Origin of the sequence: Cryobacterium sandaracinum, from assembly GCF_004403415.1 — a bacterium.
Lineage (GTDB): Bacteria > Actinomycetota > Actinomycetes > Actinomycetales > Microbacteriaceae > Cryobacterium > Cryobacterium sandaracinum.
The window spans coordinates 21357-45618 of the sequence record NZ_SOGO01000023.1 but is presented as its reverse complement, the minus strand read 5'-3'; the positions used below and the strand labels follow the sequence as shown (position 1 = coordinate 45618).

Here is a 24262-nt window from a genome sequence, read left to right as displayed (position 1 = left end):
GCCGGCGGCGGCCCCGGCCGCGGTGCGCGCGGCATTGCCGGCGGCGGTGCCCGCCTTGCGTGCGCTGCGGGCATCCCCCGCCTGGCGCTTGGCGGAGGCCAGGTCGAGGCGCAGATTGCGCATCGCCTCGCTGACTCCCGACCGCACGTCGTCGGCCAGTCGCCTCACGGAGTCGGCGACCTCGGTCTCGAGGTCGTGCAGGTCACCCTGGCGGGCCTGGAGTTCGGCGCGGCCGGCGTCGGTGATCTCGTAGACGGTCTTGCGGCCATCCGTCGATTTGGTCACGAGTCCTTCCTCTTCAAGCTTGGCCAGGCGCGGGTAGATCGTGCCGGCGCTCGGGATGTACGTTCCGCCGAAGCGGTCGCTGAGCGCCTGGATCAGTTCGTAACCGTGCCGCGGCTGCTCGGCGAGCAGGCTGAGCAGGTAGAGGCGGAGGCTGCCGTGGGCGAAGACGGGGGTCATTCTCAGACCTCCCCGTTGGCGCGGGCGTCGCCCGGTTCGGTGTTTGTTCGTTCGCCGGCCGGGCCCGCGGACGCAGGCTCGGTGCTGCGACGCACCACCGTGATGTCGCCCGACACCGAGTTGGCCTGCAGCTCGAGCCAGCTGCCGTTGAGTGTGCCGGTGCTGGACTCGAAGCCCTTTCCGAAGGTGCCGCGAATCGTCTGGTCGTCCAGCTGCAGCGTGCCCGAGACGGTGTTCAGCCGGTAGCGCGTCGCCACATCGGCGCCGAGGCGCACGGTGAGGCTGCCGCTGATCGTGTTCGTGTTGATGGAATCGGGCGTGCCCTCGATGTCGAGGAAAACCTCGCTGTTAACCCCGTCGAGACTGAAGCGACGGATGGCCCCGCTCGCCGTGCAATCGCCGGAGACCGTGTGGGCGATGATGCTGCCCTCGAGGCCGCGCACCGACAACTCGCCGTTCACGGCGTTGAGCTCCAGGTCCCCGGTGACGCCGTCAACCACGATGTCGCCCGACACAGTGCTCAGCCGGGCGCCGTTCGTGAGGCCCGAGATCAGGGCCTCGGCCGAGATCACGCCGAGCTTCAGGGCCACGCCGCGGGGGACCAGGATGCTGACGTCTGCCTTCGCGGTGCCGCGGAACGATGCGAAGACCTCGATGAAGTTGTCCCAGCGCAGCTGCGGGTGGTCGATCTCGAGCGTGTCGCCGTCGACCGAGATCTTGAGGTCCTTGCCGGTCACGCTGTGCACCTCGATGCGAGTGCCCGGCTCGTCGTGGCCGATCACGTCGATCTTTCCGCCGATCATGCCCACCTTGAGCGCCCGAACGACCTCGATGTCGATCACCGTGGTCTGCCCGGGGCTGACCAGCCATTTTTCCAAAGCCATGGAATTCTCCTTTTCGGGGGCGGCGTCCGCGCAACGGATGCTCACCACCTGTTCACGATATATCGCGTCTTGTTGAGATTCACGATATATCGCGAGTGGCGAGCGGACAAGCGCCGGCGGGAACTCTCAGCCGGGGTTCAGCTCTCGGTCCAGCTTTCGGTTCAGGCTTCGATTCAGGCTTCGATTCAGGCTTCCGTACGGCGGTCAACTCTCCGGCTCGATGGTCAGGCCGAGGCGGGCGGCGCGCTCGGCCGACTCGATCGATTCGACCGGGGCGGCTCGCACGGTCAGCAGCGGGATCGGGGCTTTGTTGGCGATCTCCCGCGCCACGCTGCCAAGGAAACGCGAGCGGCGCTGCCGGTGGGAGCCGAGCGCGAAGAGGTCGTAGGCGCCGGAGCCCGCCCGGCGCAGGATCTGCTCGGCGGCGCCCCCTGTGGCCCGGGTGCTGAACGGGTGCACCGCAAGGTCGGCCAGCTGACCGACGGCGGCGGACTGGATGCCGGCGGCGATGCGGTCGAGCCTGTCGGGGGAAACGTCGCGCGCGACGTCGTAGTCGAGCACCGTCAGCAGCGTCACGGTCTGCAGCCTCGCCCCAAGGAGCAGCACCACCGTGACGGCGGCGTGGTCCGCGGCCTCGGAGCCGTCGATGCAGACGAGCACCCGCACGTCTCCCTCGAGGGATTCCCCGGGAATCACGGCCGCCTCGGCCAATTCCTCCCGCTCGAGGTAGACGGCCAGGCCGGCCAGCGCGATGGCGAAGGGGCCGGCAGCCAGACCGAGAACCACCCAGATCGGGGCGTCGTGGCCGCGGCGGATCATCACGAACGCCGACGCAAGTCCCACCAGGACCCAGCCGACCGCCACCAGAAGCGGTGTCACCCAGACGCCTTCTGCCCACATGCCCTCAGCATTGGCGGCCCGCGCCGAACTTGCAAGGGGGCGAGGTCCGGCGGCCGGGGCATCCGTCGACCGGCTCGCCGCCTGAGCGCCGCCTGAGCTTCAGTACAGGAAGATCGGCAGCCAGTCGCGGGTGTGGGCGTGCACGATCACGAGGAAGACGACCGCGTCGAAGAGCAGGTGCACGATCACCACGTAGGTCAGTGATTTGGTGAGCGCGAAGGTGTAGCCCTGCAACAGTGCGAAGGGGAACGTCATCAGCGGCCCCCAGCTCTGGTAGCCCAGTTCCCACAGGAACGAGGTGAAGATCACGGCCTGCAGGAGATTGGCCTGCCAGTCGGGGAAATGACGCCTGAGCAGGGCGAACGCCGTGCAGATAAAGAAGAGTTCGTCCCAGATGCCGACGAAGCCGACGCCCACGAACAGGCGGGCGATCTCGTCGGGGGCGGTCACGGCCGGCCAGTTCTGGTAGGCGCCGGAACGGATGAAATAGGTCGGCAGAATCAGATAGCCCAGCAGCAGCACAAGCGGCAGGTACCAGCGTTCGAGGGAGGTCCAGCGCTGGCCGGTGCGGATCGGGAACCGGATCGCGTGGTCGCCGAACGCGTAGCGGGAGAGCAGGTAGGGCACGAGCACGGCGACGGTCAGCACGGTCCCCATCAGCGCCATATTCGGGTAGCTGATGTCGGCCTCGACCGAGATGGTGCTGATGATCAGCAGCCCGATCGCGATCAGGAGCAGATCCTTGAACAGGGCCCGGTCGATGGCGAAGGCGAGCCCGATGGCCGCGGCGAGTAGCGCGTAGCCGGGCAGCGGCTCGCGCGCCCCGAACAGCAGCACGGCGGAGGCGGAGAGCAGCGCGGCGGGGACGAGTCCCCAGGAGGCGCGCGGGCGCATCCGTTCGCTCGACGTTGCCGGTCCGGCGCCGCTGCCGGCGCTCGTGCCGCCTGTGAATGGGCTGCCCGTGCTCCCACTCGTGCCCGCTGCCCGTTTCGCTGACCCTGCCGCGCCATCGCCCATGAGATATGGTACCCAACCCGGGCGGGGAACGGCCGGTGCGTCTCGCCTCGCGACCGGGCATCGAGGCCCGGCGATGAACCAATTCGACGGAGATTTTGGGAGCAAGGAAGGTTTTCCAGGGTTTAAGGACCGATTCGGACGAAATCTCCGTCGAATTCGTTCGGGGGGTGCGGGCGGAACGTGTCGCCGGCTGCCCGGCCGGCTACCTCGCCGGCTACCCGGTCGCGAGATCGGGTGAATCGTCGCCGTGCAGCCCTGAAACCGACGTTTCACCCGCTTTCGCGGTCTGCGGCGCCGCTAGGTTGAGGGTGTGCATTCAGAGAGCGAACCGGTGGGCGTGGTGCAGAGGCTCATCGGCATCGATTCCGTCAACTCCGACCTGGTGCCGGAGGCTGCAGGCGAACGGATGATCGCAGCTTGGTGCAAAGACTGGCTCACCGCGCGGGGGTTCGAGGTGCACCGCCTCGAGGAGCATCCCGGGCGGCCTACGATCGTCGGCATCCGGCGCGGCACCGGGGGAGGGCGTTCCCTGATGCTCAACGGGCACCTCGACACCGTCGGCGTCGGCGGTTACGCCGGGGATCCGTTCGCGGGCGAGCTGCGGGACGGTCGCGTCATCGGCCGGGGAGCATTCGATATGAAGGGCGGCGTCGCGGCGATCCTGGTCGCGGCGGCGCGGGCGACGGGAGTCGGGGGAACCGGGGCCCATGCGGCCGGGCCGGCCGGGGCATCCGTTCTCGCCGGAGACGTCATCGTCACCCTCGTGGCGGACGAGGAGTTCGGCAGCCTCGGCACCATGGAGGTGCTGCGCAGCTTCCGCGCCGACGCGGCGATCGTCGCCGAGCCGAGCGAGCTGTGCCTCACGCTCGCCCATCGCGGTTTCGCCTGGTTCGAGGTGGAGCTCACCGGGCTCGCCGCCCACGGATCCCAGCCGGAGCGCGGCATCGACGCCATCGTGCACGCCGGGCTGGTGCTGCGCGCCCTCGATGAGCTCCGGGCCGACATCGAGGCGGCGCCGGCGCATCCGCTGCTCGGCCACGGTACCGTGCGCGTGTCGACCATCGCCGGGGGTTCGGATGCCGCCACCGTCGCCGCCGCCTGCACGCTCACGATCGAGCGGCGCATGCTGCCCGGCCAGAGCCCCGACCGGGTCGAGGCCGAGCTCCGGGCGCTGCTGGAGCGGCTCGCCGACGTCGTCGTCGGGTTCCGCTTCAGGCTGACGCGGCTCGTGGCGCGTGCGGCGTTCGAGGCCGATCCGGAGTGGCCGATCGTGCGTCTGGTGACCGAACGAGCGACGGAGGTGCTCGGACGCCGGCCGGATGTCCGCGGCGAGCCGTTCTGGACCGACGCCGGGCTGCTGCACGAGGCCGGCATCCCCTGCCTCGTCGTGGGCGTGGACGGTGGCGGAGCGCACGCCGACGCGGAGTGGGCGGACGCGGCATCCGTCGACGCGCTCACCGAGATTCTGACCCGCACGATCGCCGATTTCTGCGGGTAGTCCGCGCGCCCGGCGATCCCGCCCGAACCCTGCCTCGGCCCCATCGCCGTCCCTGCCCCGCTGCACCCGGCCGGCCGGGGGAGTCCATGTGGGCCTCATGGTTGTGCTGATTGTTGAACAATATGTAGGCTGGCTCGACATCAGTGACCGCCGGTGCTGACCTTCCGAGAAGTGAGCGCCCCATGGTTTTCAACGTCGTCCGCGCCAGGATTCGAGCGAAAACCGCAGGCGTGAAGAAGAAGCTGCGCGGCCCGCGCCGGGCGCAGCGTAGCGCGCTCCTCGGCGCCATGTTCCTGATGGCGACCAGCGCCGTCGGACCCGGCTTCATCGTGCAGACCACAAGCTTCACGGTGCAGCTCGGCGCAGCCTTCGCCTTCGCCATCCTGGTCTCGATCCTGGTCGACATCGCGGTGCAGCTGAACGTCTGGCGGGTAATCGGCGTCAGCGGTAAGCGAGCGCAGGTACTGGCCAACACAGTGCTGCCCGGCGCCGGCTGGTTCCTGGCCGCGCTGATCTGCCTCGGCGGGCTCGTGTTCAACATCGGCAACATCGCCGGTTCCGGCCTGGGTGTCAACGTGCTCTTCGGCCTGGACGCCAAGCTCGGCGGCATCCTCTCGGCGGCCGTCGCGATCGCGATCTTCCTCAGCAAACGGGCCGGGCTCGCGCTGGACAAGGTCGTCGTCGTACTCGGGGCCGTGATGATCGTGCTGATCGCCTACGTGGCGATCGTGTCGAATCCGCCCCTCGGCCTCGCGGTCAAGAACGCGGTGCTGCCCGACGACATCGACGTCCTCATCATCACTACCCTGATCGGCGGCACGATCGGCGGCTACATCACCTACGCCGGCGCGCACCGGATGATTGACGCCGGCGTGACCGGACGGGCCCAGATCACCGAGATCACCCGCAGTTCGGTGCTGGGCATCATCATCACCGGCGTGATCCGGGTGCTCCTGTTCCTCGCCATCCTCGGCGTGGTCGCCGGGGGTTTGGACCTGACCAGCGACAATCAACCCGCGGAGGCCTTCCAGGCCGCGGCCGGCGAGATCGGGTTCAAACTTTTCGGCATCGTGCTCTGGGCCGCGGCCATCACCTCGGTGATCGGGGCGGCGTACACCTCGATCTCGTTCGTGACCACTTCACAGACCTCGCCCCGCACCCGCAGCATCGCCACCGTCGTCTTCATCGCCGTGTCAACGTTGGTCTACACGCTGCTCGGCCAGGCCCCGGCCACGCTTCTGATCATGGCCGGCGCGGTCAACGGGCTGATCCTCCCGTTCGGCTTCGCTGTCATCCTCTGGGTGGCCTGGCGCCGCCGCGACCTGCTCGGCGGCTACGTCTACCCGAAGTGGCTGCTGGGCATCGGCGTGCTGGCCTGGCTGCTGACGCTGTTCCTCGGCTATCAGTCCCTCGGCGGACTCGCGACGCTTTGGGGCTGACGGATGTGCCCGACCCCCACCCTGCACGGCCCGCCGCGCGCCGCCGCTCCGACGGCCCCCGAAGACCCCCGAAGACCCCCGAAGACCCCTTGAGACTCCCGAAGTCCCCTTGAGACTCCCGAAGGCCCCCGAAGGCCTCCATTTCTCGCTGCTGTCCGCCGACCCGGTGCCCCCTTTCTCCGTCGCCGACATCCACCCCGCTGCCTGCTTGATCGCCCGCCTCTGTGGCTAACTCAGGAGTTTTGTTTGCGTGGTCACCGGCTGGTGCTGGCCGCCGCACTGGTCCGCGGCTGCGGTGCGCGGCCCGGCGGGATCTCCTGAGTTAGCCACAAACCAGCGCAGCGCGGAGGAACAGCGCGGAGGAACAGCGGAGGAACAGCGCGGACGCGCAGCACAGCCGCACGCAGGCAGCTGAGGGGAGCGGGGCCGGGCAGCCGTGCCGGATACCGCCGGCTAGCGGACGGACTCGGCCACGATCGACAGCAGCTGGGCCTCGGCGCGCTGCAGGTAGCCGGTGAGCAGGGCCGCGGCATCCGTCGACCGGCCGGCCGCCAGCAGCTCGACGATGCGGGCGTTGTCGTCGACGTAGGGCGCGTGGAAGGTGGCCTCCTCGCCCATCGAATGGAAGACCAGGCGCATCTCGGCGAGCACCTGCGCCATCAGCAAATCGAGGCGGTCGCTGCCGGCCAGGGCCACGACGCCGGCGTGGAACTCCTGGTTGGCACCGGCCATGCCCGGGACCGATCCGGCCTCGCGGGCCTTCCGCGCGCTCGCGACGGTCTGGCGCAGTCCATCCAGCCTCGCCGGGGTGAGCTCCCCGGCCGGTGTGAATGCCAGGGCACCCGGCTCGAGGTAGCGCCGCACCCGGTAGATCTCCCTAATGTCGTCTGCGGTGGGCCGGGCGACGAAGACGCCCTTGTTCGGGATGCGGGTGACCACCCGTTCGGCGCTGAGCGTCGCGAAGGCCTCGCGAAGGGTGTTGCGCGAGACGCCGAGCGCGTCGCAGAGCGGCTCCTCGGGGAGCTTCGTGCCGGGCGGCAGGTGGCCGGCCGCGATCCGCTCGCGAAGCACCCCCGACACCCACTGGCCGGTCTCGGCGTGACGCGCCGACGCGGTGCGGTGACGCAGGTCGGCGAGGGTCTCGGCGAGGGTCATGGTGCCCACGATACCGCCCGGTCGGAGCGGCGGCCCGAGGACGGGCGGGGTGTTCCGGCGGTTCCGGCGGGCAGCCGGAACCGGGCGACGGATACGCTCAGTCCCCGATCGAGGCGACCGCGCTGTCCACCGCCACCGTGTCGCCGGGCTGAACCAGCTGCTCCCGCAGGATTCCGCTGCGGTGCGCCACTACGATCGACTCCATCTTCATGGCCTCGAGTACGAGCACCGGGTCGCCTGCGGCCACGAGCGCACCGGATGGGGCCATCCACTTCACGACCGAGCCGCCCATGCTGGCCCGGAGGGTGTTTGGGTCTGCGGCGGGGGCCGAGTGGCCCCCGGTGGGAAGGCCGTCGGCAGCGGTGACAGCGGCCGCACCGGCCGCGCCGCCCAGCCCGCGAAGGAGACTGTCGAGGAGGGCGGCAGGCAGGCCGAGCGCCATCCGTCGCCCGTCGACCTCGATGGTGATGGTGTGGCGGGCGGCCTCCGGCGGCACGGGATTGAACTCGGGGTCGCTGGGCAGTTCTTCGGAGAAGTCGGCCTGGATCCAGCCGGTGTGCACGTCGAGGTGGTCGGGCGCGGTGAATGCCGTCGAAGTGACCACGGCACGGTGGAACGGCAGCACGGTGGGCAGGCCGGTGATCTCGAACTCGGCAAGGGCTCGGCGGGCGCGGCGCAGGGCCTGCTGCCGGTCGGCGCCGGTGACGATCAGCTTGGCGAGCAGGGAGTCGAACCGGTCCGGCACGATGCCGCCTGCCCTGACCCCGGAATCGACCCGGATGCCCGGCCCGGTCGGCACGGTAAAGGTCGCCACGGTCCCGGGGCACGGCAGGAACCCGCGCCCCACGTCTTCGGCGTTGATTCGGAACTCGAACGAGTGCCCCCGCGGTTCGGGGTCGGTGAAGATGGGAACGGGCCCGCCGGCTGCGATCTGCAGCTGCGCCAGTACCAGGTCGATGCCGCTGGTCTCCTCGGTGATCGGATGCTCGACCTGCAGCCGGGTGTTCACCTCGAGGAACGAGATGGTGCCGTCCTGCGCGAGCAGGTACTCCACGGTGCCCGCGCCGGTGTAGCCGGCGGCCCGGCAGATGGCCTTGGCCGAGGAATAGATCTGGTTTTTCTGCGCAGGGGTGAGGAACGGCGCGGGCGCCTCTTCGACGAGCTTCTGGTTGCGGCGCTGCAGCGAGCAGTCGCGGGTGCCCACGACGATCACGTTGCCGTGGGTGTCGGCGAGGATCTGCGCCTCCACGTGGCGGGGTTTGTGCAGGAACCTCTCGACGAAGCACTCGCCGCGGCCGAAGGCGGCCGTCGACTCGCGCACGGCCGAATCAAAGGACTCCTCGATCGCATCCATGTCCCAGACGACCTTGAGGCCGCGGCCGCCGCCGCCGAACGCCGCCTTGATGGCCACAGGCAGGCCGTGCTCCATGGCGAAGGCGCGCACCTCGGCGGCGGTCTCCACGGTGCCCTCGGACCCGGCGACCAGGGGAGCTCCCACCCGGATGGCGATCTCACGGGCGGAGACTTTGTTGCCCAGCACCCGGATCGCGGCGGGCGTCGGACCGATCCAGAGAAGTCCCGCGTCGATCACGGCCTGAGCAAAGTCGGCGTTCTCCGAGAGGAAACCGTAGCCCGGGTGCACGGCGTCGGCGCCGGAATCCCGGGCGATGCGCAGCAGCTTGGCCACGTTGAGGTAGCTGTCGGGCGGGCTGTCGCCGCCGAGTGCCCAGGCCTCCGTGGCGGCCGAGACATGCAGGCCGTCGGCGTCGACGTCCGCGTAGACGGCCACGGAGTCGAGGCCGGCGTCGTCGCAGGCGCGAGCGATGCGCACGGCGATCTCGCCGCGGTTGGCGATCAGAACTTTCTGCATGGTTCGGCTCTCATTCGGGGCGTGTGTTCGGGGGGTGTTTGGGGCACGCGCGGGGGCTGCGCCGCTCAGCGCGTGGCGTGCCGGCAGCGCAGCGGCGCAGCAACCGCGTAGCGCGTGAGGGCGGGTATCAGGGGGAGGCGGGGACGGGGTCGGCTGGAAGGGGCTCGGCAGGCACGGGCGTGAAACGGATGCGCGCACCCGTCGGCAACTGTGCCGCGAGGTCGAGGTCCTCGGCGAGCACGACGCCGATCACGGGGTAGCCGCCGGTGACCGGGTGGTCCGCGAGGAACAAAACCGGCAGGCCCGACGGCGGCACCTGGATGGCCCCGCGGGCCGTACCCTCGCTGGCCAGCTCACCCGGCCGCGACCGGGCGAGCGGCTCACCGGCCAGCCGCAGGCCGATCCGATTCGACTGATGGGTGACGGTCCACTCCGCGTCGCCGAACCGGTCGACGGATGCCGGCTCGAACCAGTCCGCGCGGGGTCCCGGCACGAAGCGCAGCACGGTGACCTCGGCCGGGGCCGGCGGCGGGGTCTCGGGGTGGTGCACGGCGCTGCCGGGGGCGGGCGGCAGCATCCGGAGCACGGTGCCCGAGGTCAGCGGGGCCGGACCGATGCCGCTGAGGGTGTCGGTGGACCGGCTGCCGAGCACCGGGTCCACGTCGATGCCGCCGCGAAAGGCCAGGTAGCTGCGCGCGCCCGAGCGGGGGGCTCCGAGCGACAGGGTCTGCCCGGCGAAAAGGGAGACGGCGGAATCCATCGGCAGCTCGCGGTGGCGGCCGGCGGCATCCGTCACCGTGAGCGGCAGAACGGCACCGGTGACGGCGAGCACCTGGTCTGCCAGCGCGGTCAGGGACAGGCCGCCGAGGGCGTTCTCGAGCACGGCGGCCGTGGCCGGATTTCCAACGACCCGGTTGGCGCGCCGCAGGGCGCCACGGTCGAGTGCGCCGGACGCGGTCACGCCTTGGTCGGCGTAACCGGGGCGGCCGAGGTCCTGCACGGTCGTCTGCGCGCCGGGGGAGAGCACGCGGATGCCGGTGGCGGGGGTGGGGGCCGCGGTTGCCGCGACATCGGGAGTGGCCGCCGCTGCCGGAGTCCCAACCGCGACTGCGGTCTCCGGTACGAGGACCCCCGCGGCTGCGACCTGCTCGCGCACCGCGCGGAACCGCACCCGGTCACCCGGGCGGATCAGGGCCGGCTGCGAACGCTTTAGGTCCCAGAGCAGGGCGTCCGTGCGGCCGAGCAGCTGCCAGCCGCCGGGGGAGGCGCGGGGGTAGACGGCGGAGTAGTCGCCGGCCACGGCCACGGAGCCGGTGGGCACCGAGCTGCGCGGCGAGCTGCGCCGGGGCACGGTCAGCACGGCGCTCGCGCCGGTGAGGTAGAGGAAGCCGGGGGCGAAGCCGCCGAACGCGGCGGTCCAGTCCTGGCCGGTGTGCGCGGCGATGACGCCCTCGCTGCTGAGGCCGGTGTGCGCGGCGACGTCGGCGAGGTCTTCCCCGTCGTAGACGGTGTCGATCCGCACGAGCGCGGCGTTTGCGGGGGCGGCCGGCAGCACCTGCAGCTGCCGCAGGGCGTCGGCGAATCCCCGTGCGGCGGAGGCAGAGACGCCGGTGATCAGCACGGTTTCCGCGGCGGCGAGCACGTCGAGCTGCCCGGCCAACGGATGCCGCTGCAGGTGTGCCTGCAGGTCGAGCACGTCGGCCAGGCTGGGCAGTCCGACCAGCACGGCGCGGTCGCCGACGGCTCGGATGATGCGAACGGGATCGGACACGGGGCTAGACGAAGCTTCGAATGCGGATTCCGGCATCCTGCAGCGCGGAGCGCACCGCACCGACCAGCGCGACCGCGCCGGGGGTGTCGCCGTGCAGGCAGATGCTTTCGGCCGTCACCGTGAGGAGGCTGCCGTCGACCGTGCGCACCTGGCGGTCACCGGCCAGGCGGAGCGCCTGCTCGGTGACAGCGTCGGGGTGCAGCAGCACGGCGCCGGGCCGGGACCGCGAGACCAAAGAGCCGTCGGAGTTGTAGGCGCGGTCGGCGAAAGCCTCCACGACCGTGCGGAGCCCCGCCGCGTCGGCGAGGCGCTGGATCTCGGAATCGGGCAGCACCATCACGGGCAGGCTCGGGTCGACGGCGCGGATCGCGTCGACGACGGCCTGCGCCTGCACCTCGTCGTGCGCGATGGTGTTGTAGAGGGCGCCGTGCGGTTTGACGTAGCTGACCCGGGTTCCGGCGACCGCGGCCAGGGCCTGCAGCGCGCCGATCTGGTAGATCACCTCGTCGGTGAGGTGACCGGGCTCCATGTCGATGAACCGGCGGCCGAAGCCGGCCAGGTCCCGGTAGCCCGGGTGCGCGCCGACCGTCACGCCGGCTGCGGCGGCGGCGGTGCAGGTGGCGCGGATCGTGCTCGGATCCCCGGCGTGGAAGGCGCAGGCCACGTTCACGCTGGAGACGGAGGAGATGATCGCTGCGTCGTCGCCGAAGGACCAGTTGCCGAAGGATTCCCGGACATCACTGTTTAGATCGATGCTGTCTGAATCGATGCTGGACATCCGGGTCTCCGTCCGTGGAAGTTTGGTTAAGGATGCACCACTTCCACAGATTGTTCAACAATGTATTGGCGGGTGGAAGCCCGATTCGGCGCCGGAGTCAGTTCGCGGGGCTGTCGATCGAGGGCTCGGAGGGCGGCACGGAACCCTCGAGGGTCTCCTCGAGCCGGGCGTCGTCGTTCTGGGGCAGGGTGATCGCGAAGAACGGGATCGTCCAGTGGCAGAGCGGGCCGACGAGCACGGCGAAGAGCACCGTGCCGATGCCCACGTTGCCGCCGAGCGCCCAGCCGATGCTGAGCACGGTCACCTCGATGCCCGTGCGCACGATCCAGATGCGCCAGCCGGTGCGCTGGTGCAGGCCCGTCATCAGCCCGTCGCGCGGGCCGGGGCCGAAATGCGCGCCGATATAGAGGCCGGTAGCGATCGCCAGCACCAGAAGCCCGGCCGCGAACAGCAGGATGCGCACCCACAAATCCTGCCCCGTCGGGATCAGCCAGAGGCCGACATCCGCCGCCGGCCCGACGAGCAGGGCGTTCAGCACGGTGCCCACGCCCGGCTTCTGGCGCAGCGGGATCCAGAGCAGCAGCACGACGCCGCTGATCAGGATGGTGACCAACCCAAAACCGAGGCCGGTGCGGCCGGATATGCCCTGGGTGAGGACGTCCCACGGGGCCACGCCGATCTCGCCGCGCACAATCAGCGCGATCCCCAAGCCGTAGAGGAAGAGGCCGATGAGGAGCTGGACGAGGCGACGGGTCATGGAAGTACATCCAATTGCACTATCGGCCCGTTATCAAGTTGCCAGGCCGACCCGGCCCGGCGTCGCGGATGCCGCCTTCCGCGCCGCCGGCGACCTGTCGGGCCGGCCGCTCGTGCGCAGACCGTGCCTAGTCGTCGAGAACGAAGGTGACTTCGATCACGACGTCGTACGAGGTAATCTCACCGTCTGTCACCTCCACCTTCTGTTCCTTGACCCAGGCGCCGGAGACCCCGCGCAGGGTCTTGCTCGCCCGGGCGATGCCGACGGCGACGGCATCCTCGAAGGATCTGTCGGACCGGATGCTGAGTGTTGTTACGCGTGCCACAGACATAATTGCTCCTTGTCGTTCGGGTTGATGGTGCGTCTTGCGGCCGAGGGTACGCCCCTCCGCCTGCCTCGGCCCGACGGATGCCCCGGGCAGGGAAGTCTGCACACCCTGCAATGAGATACTGAACGGGTGCATTTTCTCGCTGTCTTGAGCATGAAGAACCGGGCGCTGATCGCGCTGATCACCATCGTCGTCGCCGTTTTCGGCAGCCTCGCCCTGACCAGCCTCAAGCAGGAGCTGATCCCTTCCCTGCAGCTGCCGCAACTGGTGGTCTCGACGAGCTACCCGGGCGCCTCGCCCGAGGTCGTCAACGACGACGTGTCGACGCCGATCGAGACGGCGATCCAGGGCATCCCCGGGCTCGAATCCACCTCGACGACCAGCAGCACCAACGCGTCGCTGGTCAGCGCCACGTTCACCTACGGCACCGACCTGGTCAAGGCCGAATCGCGCATCAGCCAGGCCATCAACCGCATCAAGTCGACCATGCCTGAGAACCTCGACCCGCAGGTGCTCTCCGGCAGCATCGACGACTTCCCGGTGCTCTCCCTCGCCGTGTCCGGCGGCGACCGCGACACCCTCGCCGACGACCTCAAGCGCAGCGTACTGGGCGACATCCGTGATGTGCAGGGCGTGCGCGAGGCAGCCCTGGTCGGCGACGTCGGCCGCCGCGTGACCATCACGCCGGATGCCGCGAAGCTGGCCGAACGCGGCCTGACCAGCCAGGGCATCCGCAGTGCGCTGGAACAGAACGGGTCGCTGATCCCGGCCGGTTCGCTGACCGAAGACGACACCACCCTCTCGGTGCAGACCGGCTCGAAGCTCGGCGAGGCCGAGGACATCGCGGCGCTTCCGATCCTCGCCCCGGTGCCCGGCGCGGGTCTGACCACCATCGGCGACGTCGCCAACGTCGCCCTCGGCGAGAACCCGGTCGCGAGCATCTCCCGTGTCGACGGGCAGCCGGCCCTGACCATCGCGGTCACCAAGGTGCCCGCAGCGAACACGGTCGACGTGTCCGAGGCCGTGCGCGCGATCCTGCCCCAGCTGGAGGCGGCGGTCCCCGGCGCGACCTTCACGGTCGTCTTCGACCAGGCTCCGTTCATCCAGGAATCGATCGACGCGCTCACCGAAGAGGGCCTGCTCGGACTGATCTTCGCCGTTCTCGTGATCCTCGTGTTCCTGCTCTCGGTGCGGGCGACCCTGGTCACGGCGATCTCGATCCCGACCTCGGTGCTGATCACCTTCATCGGCCTGCAGGGCGTGGGCTATTCGCTGAACATCCTCACCCTCGGCGCCCTCACCATCGCGATCGGGCGCGTCGTAGACGACTCCATCGTGGTGATCGAGAACATCACCCGCAACCTGGTCGAGGGCGCCGACCGCGCCGCGACCATCGTGCGCGCGGTGCGCGAGGTGGCCGGGGCGATCACGGCATCCACCATCACCACCGTCACCGTGTTCCTGCCGATCGCGTTCGTCGGCGGCTCGACCGGGGAACTGTTCCGGCCGTTCGCGCTAACCGTCTCGATCGCCCTGCTCGCGTCGCTGCTGGTGTCTCTGACCATCGTGCCCGTGCTCGCATACTGGTTCCTGCGGCCGGCCAGGGCGGTCGCGCCCGCCCCGGTGGTTGAGCTCGTCGAAACCCCCCTGGCCCTTACTGCGGAGGTCTCGACAGGCTCGCCCATCGTCAGCGTCGAGCCCACGACCTCGCGCCGCACCCGCCACAACGGCAGCGCGGACGCCCCGCCCGAGGAGCGCCCGAGCCGCCTTCAGACCGGCTACCTCCCGGTCATCCGCTGGACCCTGAACCACGCCGTCGCGACACTCCTGGTCGCGGTGCTCGTTCTGGGCGGCACGGTGGCCCTGGTTCCCTATATGAAGATCAACTTCCTCGGCTCGACCGGGCAGACCACCTTCCAAGTCACCCAGACACTGCCGGTGGGCACCAGCCTCGCAGCTCAGGACGACGCCTCCACGGCCGCCGAGAAGTCCCTTCGCGGCACCGACGGCGTCGAAATCGTGCAGGTCTCCATCGGTGGCGGCAACGCCCTGGCCGCATTCGGCGGCGGCGTGTCGTCAAACACCGTGACCTACTCGATCACCACCGACGGGGAGGCCAACCCCGACGAGGTTCAGGATGTCGTGCGAGACCAGCTCACGGCCCTGAACGGAAGCGGAGAATTCTCGATCTCGTCCGGCGGAGGGTTCGGCGGGACATCCGATATCGCCGTGGATGTGACCGCGGCCACGAACGCCGACCTGCAGAGGGCCACCGACGCGGTGCTCGCCTCCGTGGAGGACCTCGACGCGATCAAGGAGAGCTCAAGCAATCTGGCGGCCTCACGCCCCTACATCGCGGTGACCGTCGACCGGGATGCCGCGGGTGCCGTGGGCCTGAGCGAGCTCGCCCTGGGCGCACTGGCGTCGCAGGCCATGCAGCCGAGCGTGATCGGATCCATCGTGATCGACGAGACGACCCTGTCGGTCTACCTGCAGTCCGAGGCTCCGCCGACGACGACGGCCGAGCTCGCGGCCCTGAGTATCCCGACCCTGGCCGGACCGGTTGCCCTGGACACCCTGGCCACGGTCGAGCAGGTCGAGGGTCCGTCCACCCTCACCACGACGAAGGGGCTGCGCACGGCGACCGTGTCCGCCACCCCCAGTATCGACGACCTGGGTGCGGCCAACGCGCAGATGACGGCAGCCCTGGCCGACACCGCTTTGCCGGAGGGCGCGACGGCGACCCTCGGCGGGGTCACCGCCGACCAGACCGAGGCGTTCGCGCAGCTCGGGCTCGCGCTGCTGATCGCCATCCTGATCGTCTACATCGTGATGGTGGCGACCTTCCGGTCGCTGCTGCAGCCACTGCTGCTGCTGGTGTCGGTGCCGTTCGCGGCGACCGGCGCGATCGCCCTGCAGGTGATCACCGGCATCCCGCTGGGTGTGCCCTCGCTGATCGGCGTGCTGATGCTGATCGGCATCGTCGTGACCAACGCCATCGTGCTGATCGACCTGGTCAACCAGTACCGGCGTCGCGGGCAGTCGGTGCGGGAGGCGCTGGTCAACGGTGCGTCCCGTCGTCTGCGCCCGATCCTGATGACCGCGCTCGCCACGATATTCGCGCTGCTGCCGATGGCGGTCGGCCTCACCGGAACGGGTGGTTTCATCTCGCAGCCGCTGGCCCTCGTTGTCATCGGCGGGCTGGTCTCCTCGACCGTGCTGACCCTGGTGGTGCTGCCCGTGCTGTACTTCCTGGTCGAGGGCGGCCGGGAGCGCCGGGCCGAGCGGCGCGAGCTGCGCGCATCCGCCGGCGCCATCTCCGACGTGTCCCGTGCCTGACTTCTGCACAGTGTGAGCCGCGCGGCGAACGGCCGTATGTTTCCGCGCATCCGCCGGGCCGAGCGGCGCGCATTCGCCGGGGTTGTGCACGCAACGCTGCGGCTAACTCAGGAAACCTGTGTCGGCTGCAGCCCCTGCCCCCGGAATCAGGCAACGGATGCCGCGGCCTGCCCCGGATCTCCTGAGTTGGCCACCGTGCGGCCGAAGCCGGCCCGGCTCTAGAAGCTGACCGGGGCCGGGGCCAGCGGGCCGGTGCGCACGAGCACGGTGCTGTCGTCGTCACAGCCCTCGATCGGGTTCGGCGTGGCCACCCGGCTCGCGGTGTCCCAGCCGGGCAGCGTCACGTCGAGGGCGCCGACCGGCACGAGGGGACAGCCGTACGCGCCGGCTTGGCCGAGGTGCAGCAGGCTGTACGCGGATGTCCCGGGCGCCAACGCGAGGACCGCCACCGGGTACCAGCGTCCCGGCTCGGTGTCGGAAGCGGACCCGACCGGCACATTCGGGGCCGCGCCGACCAGAGTCGTCACCGGGTAGCCCTCGACCGTGCACGCCGCCGGGCCGGTGTTCGTGAGGCGCAGGTCCCAGTAGAAGTTGCCCATGCCGCTGTCCTGAGGCCTCGACTGCAGCGACAGCGCCAGTTGGTTCGGACCGCAGGTGCCGGCGGAGGCCGAATCGGCGGGAGCGGGTGTCGAGGACTGCGTGGCTGGGGAGGTCGGGGTCGAAGCTGCCGTCGGGGTCGAACCGGGCGGCGAGACATCGCCGGTCGGGGGTGAACCCGGCCCCGCGCATCCGGCCAGCACCAACGCCGCCGCGCACCCCAGTCCGACTGCCATTGACCGCCCTCGACCCCGCATCACCGTCATAGCCCCAGTTTCACACTGCCTGGGCGTTGTCGCCCAGGGACACGGGCGCGGGCCAAAGATGTGTAACATCCCCCGCGAAGCTGACCTAGACTCATTTCCAAAGGGGGGTCTGATGACCACGCAATTTCCGAAGTTCCTGGAGGCACGCTACCGGGTTAAGGACCTGATCGGCCGCGGCGGAATGGCCTCGGTCTACCGGGCCACCGACGAGCGTCTGGGTCGGGACGTGGCGATCAAGATCTTCGAACTTCGCGCCACCGACGTGCCCAATATTCAGCGCCAGCAAGCCGAGATCAACGTGCTGGCAAGCCTGAACCACCACAGCATTGTCACCCTGTTCGACGTCGGTGTGGACCGGACCGAGGCGGACCACCCGCAGATCTTCCTTGTGATGGAGCTCGTGGACGGCGTCAACCTGCGTCAGCGACTCGACCGGGATCCGATGTCGACGCGGCACATCGCCCAGATCGGTTACGACCTGGCGGAGGGGCTCGACTACATCCACGGGCGCGGCGTCATCCACCGTGATATCAAACCGGCGAACATCCTCCTCGCGGAATACAGCTCGGATTCCCGAGCGCGCGCGCGGCTGACCGATTTCGGCATCGCCCTGTTCCCGGACAGCGCGCGGGTGACCACCCAGGGGATGACGACGGGCACGGCCGCCTATCTCAGTCCGGAGCAGGCCCGGGGAGAGAACCTCGGCCCGGCGAGCGACATCTATGCGTTGGGGCTCGTGCTCCTGGAATGCTTCACCGGTGAGACGGCGTTCCCCGGGGAGCCGATCCCGTCGGCCCTGGCCAGACTCCAGCGCGACCCTGCCATCCCGCAGGAACTCGCCCCGGAGTGGCGGCACCTTCTGTCGACCATGCTGGCCCGCAAGCCGGAGCAGCGCCCGCCGACCGCGGAGGTGGTGCTCGCTCTGCACCAGGCTGTTATCGCGGAAACCGGCCGCCATCGTAGTGCCGTGGATCACCTCGTCAGCGACGAACCCGCACGGCTGCACGAGGTCGCGCGCCTCGACATTCTCGACACTCCCGCCGACGGCGCCTTCGACCGGATTGCCGCGCTCGCCGCCCGGTTGTGCGATGTGCCGATCGCGATCGTCAGTATCGTCGACACCGACCGTATCTGGTTCAAATCGCATCACGGCCTCGACCTCGAGGAGATCCCCCGCGATCCGGGCCTCTGTGCCTCGGCCATCATGTCCGAGGGACCCTGGGTGGTAGAGGATGCCCGCACCGACCCGCGCGCGCTCGCAAACCCACTCGTGGCCGAGGAATTCGGCCTGCAGTTTTATGCCGGAGTACCCCTGACGACCCGGAACGGTTACAACCTCGGCACCCTGTGCGTTATCGACTTCCGACCGCGCGCCATCACCGCGCCCGAGCTCCGCACCCTCACCGACCTTGCCGCTCTGGTGATGAGCGAACTCGAACTGCGGCTGGAAAGCCGGCGCGCCGCTCTTTCCTGAAGGGAAGCGGCCCCATGAGCGGTCAGGCGGTGTGGCCAGGCGCAGTGGTCACGCGGAGTCCTCGCTCAGCCAGCACCGACCTCGATGACGCTGACGCGCAGCCCGTCGAGAGCGGCGACCCGCAACTGGTAGTCCCCGGCCGAGACGGTGTCGCCCACCTGGGGCATGCGTCCGAGCCGGTAGGTCACGAAGCCGGCCGCGGTCTCATAGGGGCCGTCCTCGAGTTCGACTCCTGTGGCATCCGTGAAGTCTTCGATATTCAGGCCGCCATCCGCCAGCCGGGCCTGGCCGTTCTCGTCGGAGTGTCCCTCGGGCACAGGCAGGTCGTATTCGTCGTGGATCTCGCCCACGAGCTCCTCAACGAGATCCTCGAGAGTCACGATACCGTCGGTGCCGCCGTATTCGTCGACGACGATCGCGATGTGCACGCCGGCACGGCGCAGCTGGGTCATGGCCGGCAGGATGCGATTGGTGCCGGGAAGGAAGACGATGGCCCGCACCACCTCGGCTACGGTCGTCGCGCCGGGGTGGGCGTCGGGGTCCAGGAGATCGCGCACGTGTACGAAGCCCAGCACCTCGTCGATTGAGCGGCCGATCACCGGGTAGCGCGAGTGCGGCAGCGACCGGATCTCCTCCAGGGCGGCGGGAATCGTCTGCGTGCCGACCAGGAAGTCGACGTCTCCGCGATGGCGCATCACCTCCTTGACCAGCCGGTTGGTGGCGTCGAGCACTTCACTCAGGATGTGCCGTTCCTCGACCTCGAGGCCCTCGTGTGCGTCGACGAGGTCGCGCAACTCCTCATCAGACACGAGCTCGCTCCGGGCGTGCGGGTCTCCGCCCAGGAGCCGCACAACGGCGTTCGTCGAGACGGACAGCAGCCAGATCACGGGGCGCATCAGGGTCGCGAAGACCTGGAGCGGTGGCGCGAGCGCGAGCGCGAAGCTGCTGGCCTTCTGCAGCGCGAATCGCTTCGGCACGAGTTCCCCCAACACCAGGGAGAGGTAGGCGACGAGGAGCGTCAGACCGACCAAGGCAAGCGTGTCCGCGGCGCCTTTCGACAGCCCGAGTACCACCAGCAGTGGGGCGAGGTCGGGCGCCAGCGTGGAGGCACCGTAGGCGGCGGACAGGAATCCGGCGACGGTGACGCCGATCTGCACGGCCGCCAGAAACCGGTTCGGGTCCCGGGCCAGGTGGGCGACCGTTTTGCCACGGGTGCTTTCGCGTTCCAGCGCGCGCAGCTGGCTCTCGCGCAGGGACACCAACGCCAACTCGGTCGCTGCGAACACGCCGCCGATGAGCACGAACAGCAGCACGAGCGCCAGGTTGAGCCAGGTATAAACGTCCATGCCGGTCATTCTAAAGCCGTTCGAGGACTCCACCCGGGCCGCGCCGCTGCGTCGGCTCCTCCGGCGTGTGGCTAACTCAGGAGATCCGGCGAGTCGGCTGCTCATCGGGTCGCGGTGCCGCGGAATTGCAGGGGGCGTGGTGACGAAGCCAGCCATTCTCCTGAGTTGGCCACGGGCGGGTGGGCTCCTGGCCGGCCGGCGAGCTGCCTGGACGTCGGCTGGCTGGCTGTCCGGCGACGGAGTGTCCTGGCCCGGGAGGTGGTCTTCAATGCCTCGCGTGCATAACTCCTGCGATTTCTCGGGACCGGCGCCGGACATCCGCGGAATTCCGGGGGTGCCCGATGAGTGATTGAGCAATGTGCAGGAGTCATGCACGACGGGGTGGGTTGGAGGGGGACGGCGAGGGAGAGGGGACAGTGAGGGCGCGAGGCGGGAATCCCCCGGTCAGGCCGGGAGCGGTGATGGGCCGCGGCGGCCGGCCCGCACACCCTGCCGCCAGACCGCCCAGGTCAGCGGCACGCCGGGGCGGTAGGCGAGATGAGCGACGGATGGCGCGTCAAGCACCTGCAGGTCGGCCCGCCCGCCCACGCGCAGGGCTCCGACCGCGTCCGTTCCCGTGTCGCGGCCGAGAGCCCGGGCTCCGCCGCGGGTCGCCGCCCACACCGCCTCCTCGATCGTCAGACCCATTTGTAGCACCGCGGTGGCCACGCAGAACGCCATCGACGTCGTGTAGGAGCTGCCCGGATTGCAGTTGGTGGCCAGGGCGATGCTCGCGCCGGCGTCGAGCAGCCGCCGGGCCGGCGGGAACGGCTGCCGCGTGGAGAGGTCGCAGGCGGGCAGGAGGGTGGCCACGGTGGCTGAGGCGGCGAGGGCGTCGAGGTCCGCCGGCTCGAGGTGGTTGCAGTGGTCGACGCTCGCCGCGCCGAGCTCCACCGCGAGGCGCACCCCGCCGCTGAATCCCAGCTGGTTGCCGTGCAGGCGCAGGCCGAGGCCGGCGGCGCGGCCGGCCAGCAGCACCTCCCGGCTCTCCGCCACATCGAACGCCCCGACCTCGCAGAACACGTCGACGAACTGTGCGTGCGGAGCCACCAGGGCGAGCATCGGCCCGGTGACCAGGTCCAGGTAGTCGCGCCGGTCGATGCCCGGCGGCACGATATGCGCGCCGAGGAATGTGACGACATCGGCGACGGATGCCGCCACCCGAGCCGACCGCGCCTCGCTCGCCAGGTCGAGGCCGTAGCCGGTCTTGCTCTCGAGGAACGTGGTGCCCTGCGCCTCCGCCTCTCGCCGCAGCCGGGCCGCCGTGGCCGTGAGCTGCGCCTCGGTTGCGGCGCGAGTGGCAGCCACGGTGGTCAGGATTCCCCCCGCCGCGTAGGGCTGCCCGCCCATCCGGGCCTCGAATTCCGCGGCCCGGTCGCCCGCGAACACCAGGTGGGTGTGGCTGTCGACCCAGCCGGGCAGAGCGGCCCGGCCGCCGGCATCCGTGCGGACATCGGCCGCCGGTGCCGCGGACGCCGGTCCGATCCACGCGATGCGGCCGCCCTCGATCACGAGGGCGGCGTCGGCGAGGCGCGGGGCGCCGTCCGCCTGCGTGGTCAGTTCCCGGATACCGGTGATCAGCTCGGTCGGTTCGGGGGTCATGGTCGTTCTCCTGACGCGAGCGCGGCGGTGCCGTCGAGCGCGGCGAGGGCGTCGCGCAGCAGGAGCTCGGGTCGCAGCTCGGGTCGCAGCTCGGGTTGCAGCGTGCTCGGCGGGCGCCCGCCAGGCCCGCCCGCGCCACCCACCAGCACCCCGGAGTCGGCGACGACGCGTCCGCCCACGATCACCCGGCGCACGTCGGCGGCCGTTGCGGTCAGCGGCAGCTGCTCCGGCAACGATCCGGCTGTGCGGATGCTGTCGCTCGCCACCTCCACGAGGTCGCACAGGTCACCGGGGATGAGGCGCTGCCGGCCGAGTCCGAGCGCGGCATAGCCGTGGTCCGAAGCGGCCACGAGCAGTTCGGCGGGCGTGAACCGGCCGCGCCGGCCCGATGCCAGGCGCTCGCCGGCCTCCAGGCCGCGCATCTCGAGCAGCGGGTCGATGACGGCGTTCTGGTCCGAGCCGAGGGCTATCCGCGCGCCGGCCCGCTGCAACGCCAGGGCCGGCCCGATCCCGTCGCCGAGGTCTGCTTCCGTGGTCGGGCAGATCACAACCGAGGCCCCGGATGTCCCGATCAGCGCCACATCCTCGTCGGTGAGGTGCGTGGCGTGCACGACGCTCAGCCGCGGAGCGAGCGCCCCGATCCCGGCCAGCACCTCGGTTGGGGTCCGGCCGTAGGCGGCCCGGCAGTCCGCGTTCTCCTGAGGCTGCTCCGACAGGTGGATGTGCAGTGGAACGGCATCGGGCAACCCGGCGAGCGCCTCCCGGATCGCGGTCGGGGACACCGCCCGCACCGAATGGATCGCCGCGCCCAGGGTGATGCGGGCATCCGTGCCGGCCTGGATGTCGGCCTGGCTGTCAGCAGGGGAGCCGTCGCCGTCATCGGCCGTGGCAGCACGGCCGAGCGCTGCGCGCAGCGAGTGCCACCGGGCCAGCCAGGCGGCCGCCGATCCGTCGCCGAAGGCGCGCTGCGCGGGGGCGAGGGGCATCCCGATCCCGCCGTCGAGGTAGAGCGTGTCGAGCAGCACCAGACGGATGCCCACCTCCCGTGCCGCGGCCGCCAACGCCAGTTCCATGGCGTGTTCGGCGGGGTAGCGGGAGCCGCCCGGCCGGTGATGCAGATAGTGGAACTCGCCGACTGCCGTGAAACCGGAGGCCAGCATCTCGGCGAACACCGCCCGTGCCAGCAGGAAGTACCGCTTGGGGTCGAGGCCGGCGGCCACCTGGTACATGGCCTCCCGCCACTGCCAGAAGTCGCCGCCGGCGTCGTGGGTGCGGCCCCGCAACGCCCGGTGGAAGGCGTGCGAGTGCGCGTTGGCCAGCCCCGGCAGCACGGTGCCGAGCCGCACGTCGCCGGGCCGCGGCTCGGAGCGCGGTGTGACAGCCTGAAGGCGCCCGTCCGTGCCCACCTCCAGCCGCACGCCGGGCAGGGCAGCCCCGTCGACCAGCGCCAGTTCGCACCAGTAGGCGGCCACCGGTGTCCCCGACTGTCCAGCCCCAGCCTCGACCCCCCGCGCGCTCACAGCACGCTCCGCAGCAGGGTCTCCAGGGCGTCGATCCCGGCGACGCAGTCGCCCACCTCGGCGAATTCCTCGGGGGAGTGCGAGACGCCAGTGGGATTGCGCACGAAGAGCATGGCGCTCGGCACGCTCGCTGCGAGCACGCCTGCATCGTGCCCGGCGCCCGTCGGCAGGGCCGGAACGAGGGCGTCACCGCCGAGCACCGACCGGAATCGTCCCACGAGCTCGGGGTCGAACGTCACCGTTCCGGTCCAGGACTCCTCGGTGACGGCCACGGAGCATCCGTTCACCAGGGCGGCCTCGCCGACGGCCGCCTCGATTGCGGCGACTAGGTCGCGGGTCTCGGCGTCGGTGGGCGCGCGGGCGTCGAGCCAGGCGTGCACGGATGACGCGATCACGTTGGTCCCGCCCGGCACCACCTCCAAACGGCCGACCGTGGCGCGCGCGCCGGGGTGGTTCTCGGCGGCATCCTGCACGGCGACGATCGCGCGGGCGGCGGCCACGAGCGGGTCGCGGCGGTCTTCCATCGGGGTGGCGCCGGCGTGGTTGCCCTGGCCGGTCACGGTGAGGCGCCAGCGCCCGTGCGCGAGGATCGACGACGCCACCGCCACGGGCCGGCCGAGGTCGACCAGGCCGCGGCCCTGCTCCACGTGCAGCTCGATGAAGAGGCCGATTCGGGCCAGGGCGTCCCGGTCGGCGCCGAGGTGCGCAGGGTCGAGCCCGGCGCGGCGGGCAGCCTGGGCCAGGGTGATCCCGTCGGCGTCGATGAGTGCGCGGGCCCGGTCGGCGTCGATGCCGCCGGTCAGCAGCCGGGAGCCTAGGCAGGCGATCCCGAATCGGGAGCCCTCCTCCTCGGCGCAGACGAGCACAGCGCAGGGGCGGGACGGCGTGAACCCGGATGCCCGCAGCCGCGCCACGGCCTCGAGCGCACTGACCACGCCGAGGGGGCCGTCGTAGGCGCCGCCGCCGGGAACGGAATCCAGGTGGCTGCCCGTGACCACGGCATCCGGCCCCGGCTCTCCCCACCAGGCCCAGAGGTTGCCGTTACGGTCGGTCTCGACGTTGAGCCCGAGGCGCTCGGCGCGCAGGGCGAACCAGGTCCGCAGCTCGAGGTCGGCACCCTGCCAGAGGTGCCGGGAGTAGCCGCCGCGGCGGGAGTCCCGCCCGGTGTCGGCGATCTCGGCGAGTCCGGCGAGCATTCCGTGGGCGAGCTCGCTCATGCG

The 24262-nt window shown here is 70.5% G+C and carries 19 protein-coding genes; 4 read left to right on the top strand and 15 right to left on the bottom strand.

What is annotated here, in order from left to right; all coding sequences use genetic code 11:
- The 4 genes from E3T25_RS07930 to E3T25_RS07915 all read right to left on the bottom strand — a co-directional run.
- A partial coding sequence (locus E3T25_RS07930) for a PadR family transcriptional regulator (protein WP_134373532.1) occupies positions 1-462 on the bottom strand: 462 nt, incomplete at its 3' end.
- Positions 463-464: 2 nt separating this feature from the next.
- The gene (locus E3T25_RS07925) at positions 465-1346 is read right to left on the bottom strand and encodes a DUF4097 family beta strand repeat-containing protein (RefSeq protein WP_166785973.1); all 882 of its coding nucleotides are present in this window, start codon (positions 1344-1346) and stop codon (positions 465-467) included.
- A gap of 204 nt (positions 1347-1550) precedes the next feature.
- Positions 1551-2225, bottom strand: a complete 675-nt coding sequence (locus E3T25_RS07920) for a universal stress protein (RefSeq protein ID WP_158250183.1) — start codon at positions 2223-2225, stop codon at positions 1551-1553.
- Between the two features lie 120 nt (positions 2226-2345).
- Positions 2346-3140, bottom strand: coding sequence for a CPBP family intramembrane glutamic endopeptidase (locus E3T25_RS07915; protein ID WP_104169461.1), 795 nt, complete (start codon positions 3138-3140; stop codon positions 2346-2348).
- Positions 3141-3573: 433 nt separating this feature from the next.
- On the opposite strand from E3T25_RS07915, the gene E3T25_RS07910 reads away from it, so the two are divergent.
- Positions 3574-4761, top strand: coding sequence for a M20/M25/M40 family metallo-hydrolase (locus E3T25_RS07910; protein WP_241980735.1), 1188 nt, complete (start codon positions 3574-3576; stop codon positions 4759-4761).
- A 287-nt stretch (positions 4762-5048) separates the two neighbouring features.
- Positions 5049-6200: an NRAMP family divalent metal transporter gene (locus E3T25_RS07905; protein WP_134373538.1), complete on the top strand. Its 1152-nt coding sequence runs from the start codon at positions 5049-5051 to the stop codon at positions 6198-6200.
- A gap of 453 nt (positions 6201-6653) precedes the next feature.
- On the opposite strand, the gene E3T25_RS07900 is transcribed toward E3T25_RS07905, so the two are convergent.
- The 6 genes from E3T25_RS07900 to E3T25_RS07875 form a co-directional block, all read right to left on the bottom strand.
- Positions 6654-7355: a GntR family transcriptional regulator gene (locus E3T25_RS07900; RefSeq protein ID WP_134373530.1), complete on the bottom strand. Its 702-nt coding sequence runs from the start codon at positions 7353-7355 to the stop codon at positions 6654-6656.
- A 97-nt stretch (positions 7356-7452) separates the two neighbouring features.
- Complete coding sequence (locus E3T25_RS07895; protein WP_134373528.1) at positions 7453-9225, bottom strand: acetyl/propionyl/methylcrotonyl-CoA carboxylase subunit alpha; 1773 nt, start codon at positions 9223-9225, stop codon at positions 7453-7455.
- 127 nt (positions 9226-9352) lie between these two features.
- The gene (locus E3T25_RS07890; protein ID WP_338145474.1) at positions 9353-10996 is read right to left on the bottom strand and encodes a 5-oxoprolinase subunit B/C family protein; all 1644 of its coding nucleotides are present in this window, start codon (positions 10994-10996) and stop codon (positions 9353-9355) included.
- 4 nt (positions 10997-11000) lie between these two features.
- Positions 11001-11774, bottom strand: a complete 774-nt coding sequence (locus E3T25_RS07885; protein WP_134373524.1) for a LamB/YcsF family protein — start codon at positions 11772-11774, stop codon at positions 11001-11003.
- Positions 11775-11871: 97 nt separating this feature from the next.
- Positions 11872-12531 (bottom strand): membrane protein YczE, encoded by a 660-nt coding sequence (yczE, locus tag E3T25_RS07880; protein ID WP_166784770.1) that lies wholly within the window; start codon positions 12529-12531, stop codon positions 11872-11874.
- A gap of 127 nt (positions 12532-12658) precedes the next feature.
- Entirely contained in the window at positions 12659-12862 is a 204-nt protein-coding gene (locus tag E3T25_RS07875) for a dodecin family protein (RefSeq protein ID WP_104102676.1), read from the bottom strand.
- Between the two features lie 126 nt (positions 12863-12988).
- Between E3T25_RS07875 and E3T25_RS07870 the strand changes: the two genes are divergently transcribed.
- Positions 12989-16198 (top strand): efflux RND transporter permease subunit, encoded by a 3210-nt coding sequence (locus tag E3T25_RS07870; RefSeq protein ID WP_134373522.1) that lies wholly within the window; start codon positions 12989-12991, stop codon positions 16196-16198.
- A 218-nt stretch (positions 16199-16416) separates the two neighbouring features.
- On the opposite strand, the gene E3T25_RS07865 is transcribed toward E3T25_RS07870, so the two are convergent.
- Positions 16417-17031, bottom strand: coding sequence for a DUF4232 domain-containing protein (locus E3T25_RS07865; RefSeq protein ID WP_158250305.1), 615 nt, complete (start codon positions 17029-17031; stop codon positions 16417-16419).
- A 142-nt stretch (positions 17032-17173) separates the two neighbouring features.
- Between E3T25_RS07865 and E3T25_RS07860 the strand changes: the two genes are divergently transcribed.
- A complete protein-coding gene (locus tag E3T25_RS07860; RefSeq protein ID WP_104102667.1) occupies positions 17174-18535 on the top strand; it encodes a protein kinase domain-containing protein in 1362 nt (453 codons plus the stop codon).
- 65 nt (positions 18536-18600) lie between these two features.
- On the opposite strand, the gene E3T25_RS07855 is transcribed toward E3T25_RS07860, so the two are convergent.
- From E3T25_RS07855 to E3T25_RS07840, 4 genes are all read right to left on the bottom strand, one after another.
- On the bottom strand, positions 18601-19881 hold the full coding sequence (locus E3T25_RS07855; RefSeq protein WP_104102664.1) for a hemolysin family protein: 1281 nt from the start codon (positions 19879-19881) through the stop codon (positions 18601-18603).
- Between the two features lie 444 nt (positions 19882-20325).
- Positions 20326-21522: an imidazolonepropionase gene (hutI, locus tag E3T25_RS07850; RefSeq protein ID WP_134373520.1), complete on the bottom strand. Its 1197-nt coding sequence runs from the start codon at positions 21520-21522 to the stop codon at positions 20326-20328.
- The gene (locus E3T25_RS07845; RefSeq protein WP_241980733.1) at positions 21519-23042 is read right to left on the bottom strand and encodes a formimidoylglutamate deiminase; all 1524 of its coding nucleotides are present in this window, start codon (positions 23040-23042) and stop codon (positions 21519-21521) included. The genes hutI and E3T25_RS07845 overlap by 4 nt, the downstream gene beginning before the upstream one ends.
- Complete coding sequence (locus tag E3T25_RS07840) at positions 23039-24259, bottom strand: allantoate amidohydrolase (RefSeq protein ID WP_198415649.1); 1221 nt, start codon at positions 24257-24259, stop codon at positions 23039-23041. Before E3T25_RS07840 ends, E3T25_RS07845 begins: the two co-directional genes overlap by 4 nt.
- Between the last annotated feature and the right edge of the window lie 3 nt (positions 24260-24262).

What these genes read in the sequence shown, in the direction of transcription:
- hutI (WP_134373520.1), bottom strand. Translation starts at nt 21,522, where the DNA reads ATGACCCCCGAACCGACCGAGCTGATCACCGGTATCCGGGAACTGACC.
- E3T25_RS07925 (WP_166785973.1), bottom strand. Translation starts at nt 1,346, where the DNA reads ATGGCTTTGGAAAAATGGCTGGTCAGCCCCGGGCAGACCACGGTGATC.
- E3T25_RS07865 (WP_158250305.1), bottom strand. Translation starts at nt 17,031, where the DNA reads ATGGCAGTCGGACTGGGGTGCGCGGCGGCGTTGGTGCTGGCCGGATGC.
- yczE (WP_166784770.1), bottom strand. Translation starts at nt 12,531, where the DNA reads ATGACCCGTCGCCTCGTCCAGCTCCTCATCGGCCTCTTCCTCTACGGC.
- E3T25_RS07860 (WP_104102667.1), top strand. Translation starts at nt 17,174, where the DNA reads ATGACCACGCAATTTCCGAAGTTCCTGGAGGCACGCTACCGGGTTAAG.
- E3T25_RS07885 (WP_134373524.1), bottom strand. Translation starts at nt 11,774, where the DNA reads ATGTCCAGCATCGATTCAGACAGCATCGATCTAAACAGTGATGTCCGG.
- E3T25_RS07905 (WP_134373538.1), top strand. Translation starts at nt 5,049, where the DNA reads ATGTTCCTGATGGCGACCAGCGCCGTCGGACCCGGCTTCATCGTGCAG.
- E3T25_RS07895 (WP_134373528.1), bottom strand. Translation starts at nt 9,225, where the DNA reads ATGCAGAAAGTTCTGATCGCCAACCGCGGCGAGATCGCCGTGCGCATC.
- E3T25_RS07900 (WP_134373530.1), bottom strand. Translation starts at nt 7,355, where the DNA reads ATGACCCTCGCCGAGACCCTCGCCGACCTGCGTCACCGCACCGCGTCG.
- E3T25_RS07915 (WP_104169461.1), bottom strand. Translation starts at nt 3,140, where the DNA reads ATGCGCCCGCGCGCCTCCTGGGGACTCGTCCCCGCCGCGCTGCTCTCC.
- E3T25_RS07840 (WP_198415649.1), bottom strand. Translation starts at nt 24,259, where the DNA reads ATGAGCGAGCTCGCCCACGGAATGCTCGCCGGACTCGCCGAGATCGCC.
- E3T25_RS07855 (WP_104102664.1), bottom strand. Translation starts at nt 19,881, where the DNA reads ATGGACGTTTATACCTGGCTCAACCTGGCGCTCGTGCTGCTGTTCGTG.
- E3T25_RS07875 (WP_104102676.1), bottom strand. Translation starts at nt 12,862, where the DNA reads ATGTCTGTGGCACGCGTAACAACACTCAGCATCCGGTCCGACAGATCC.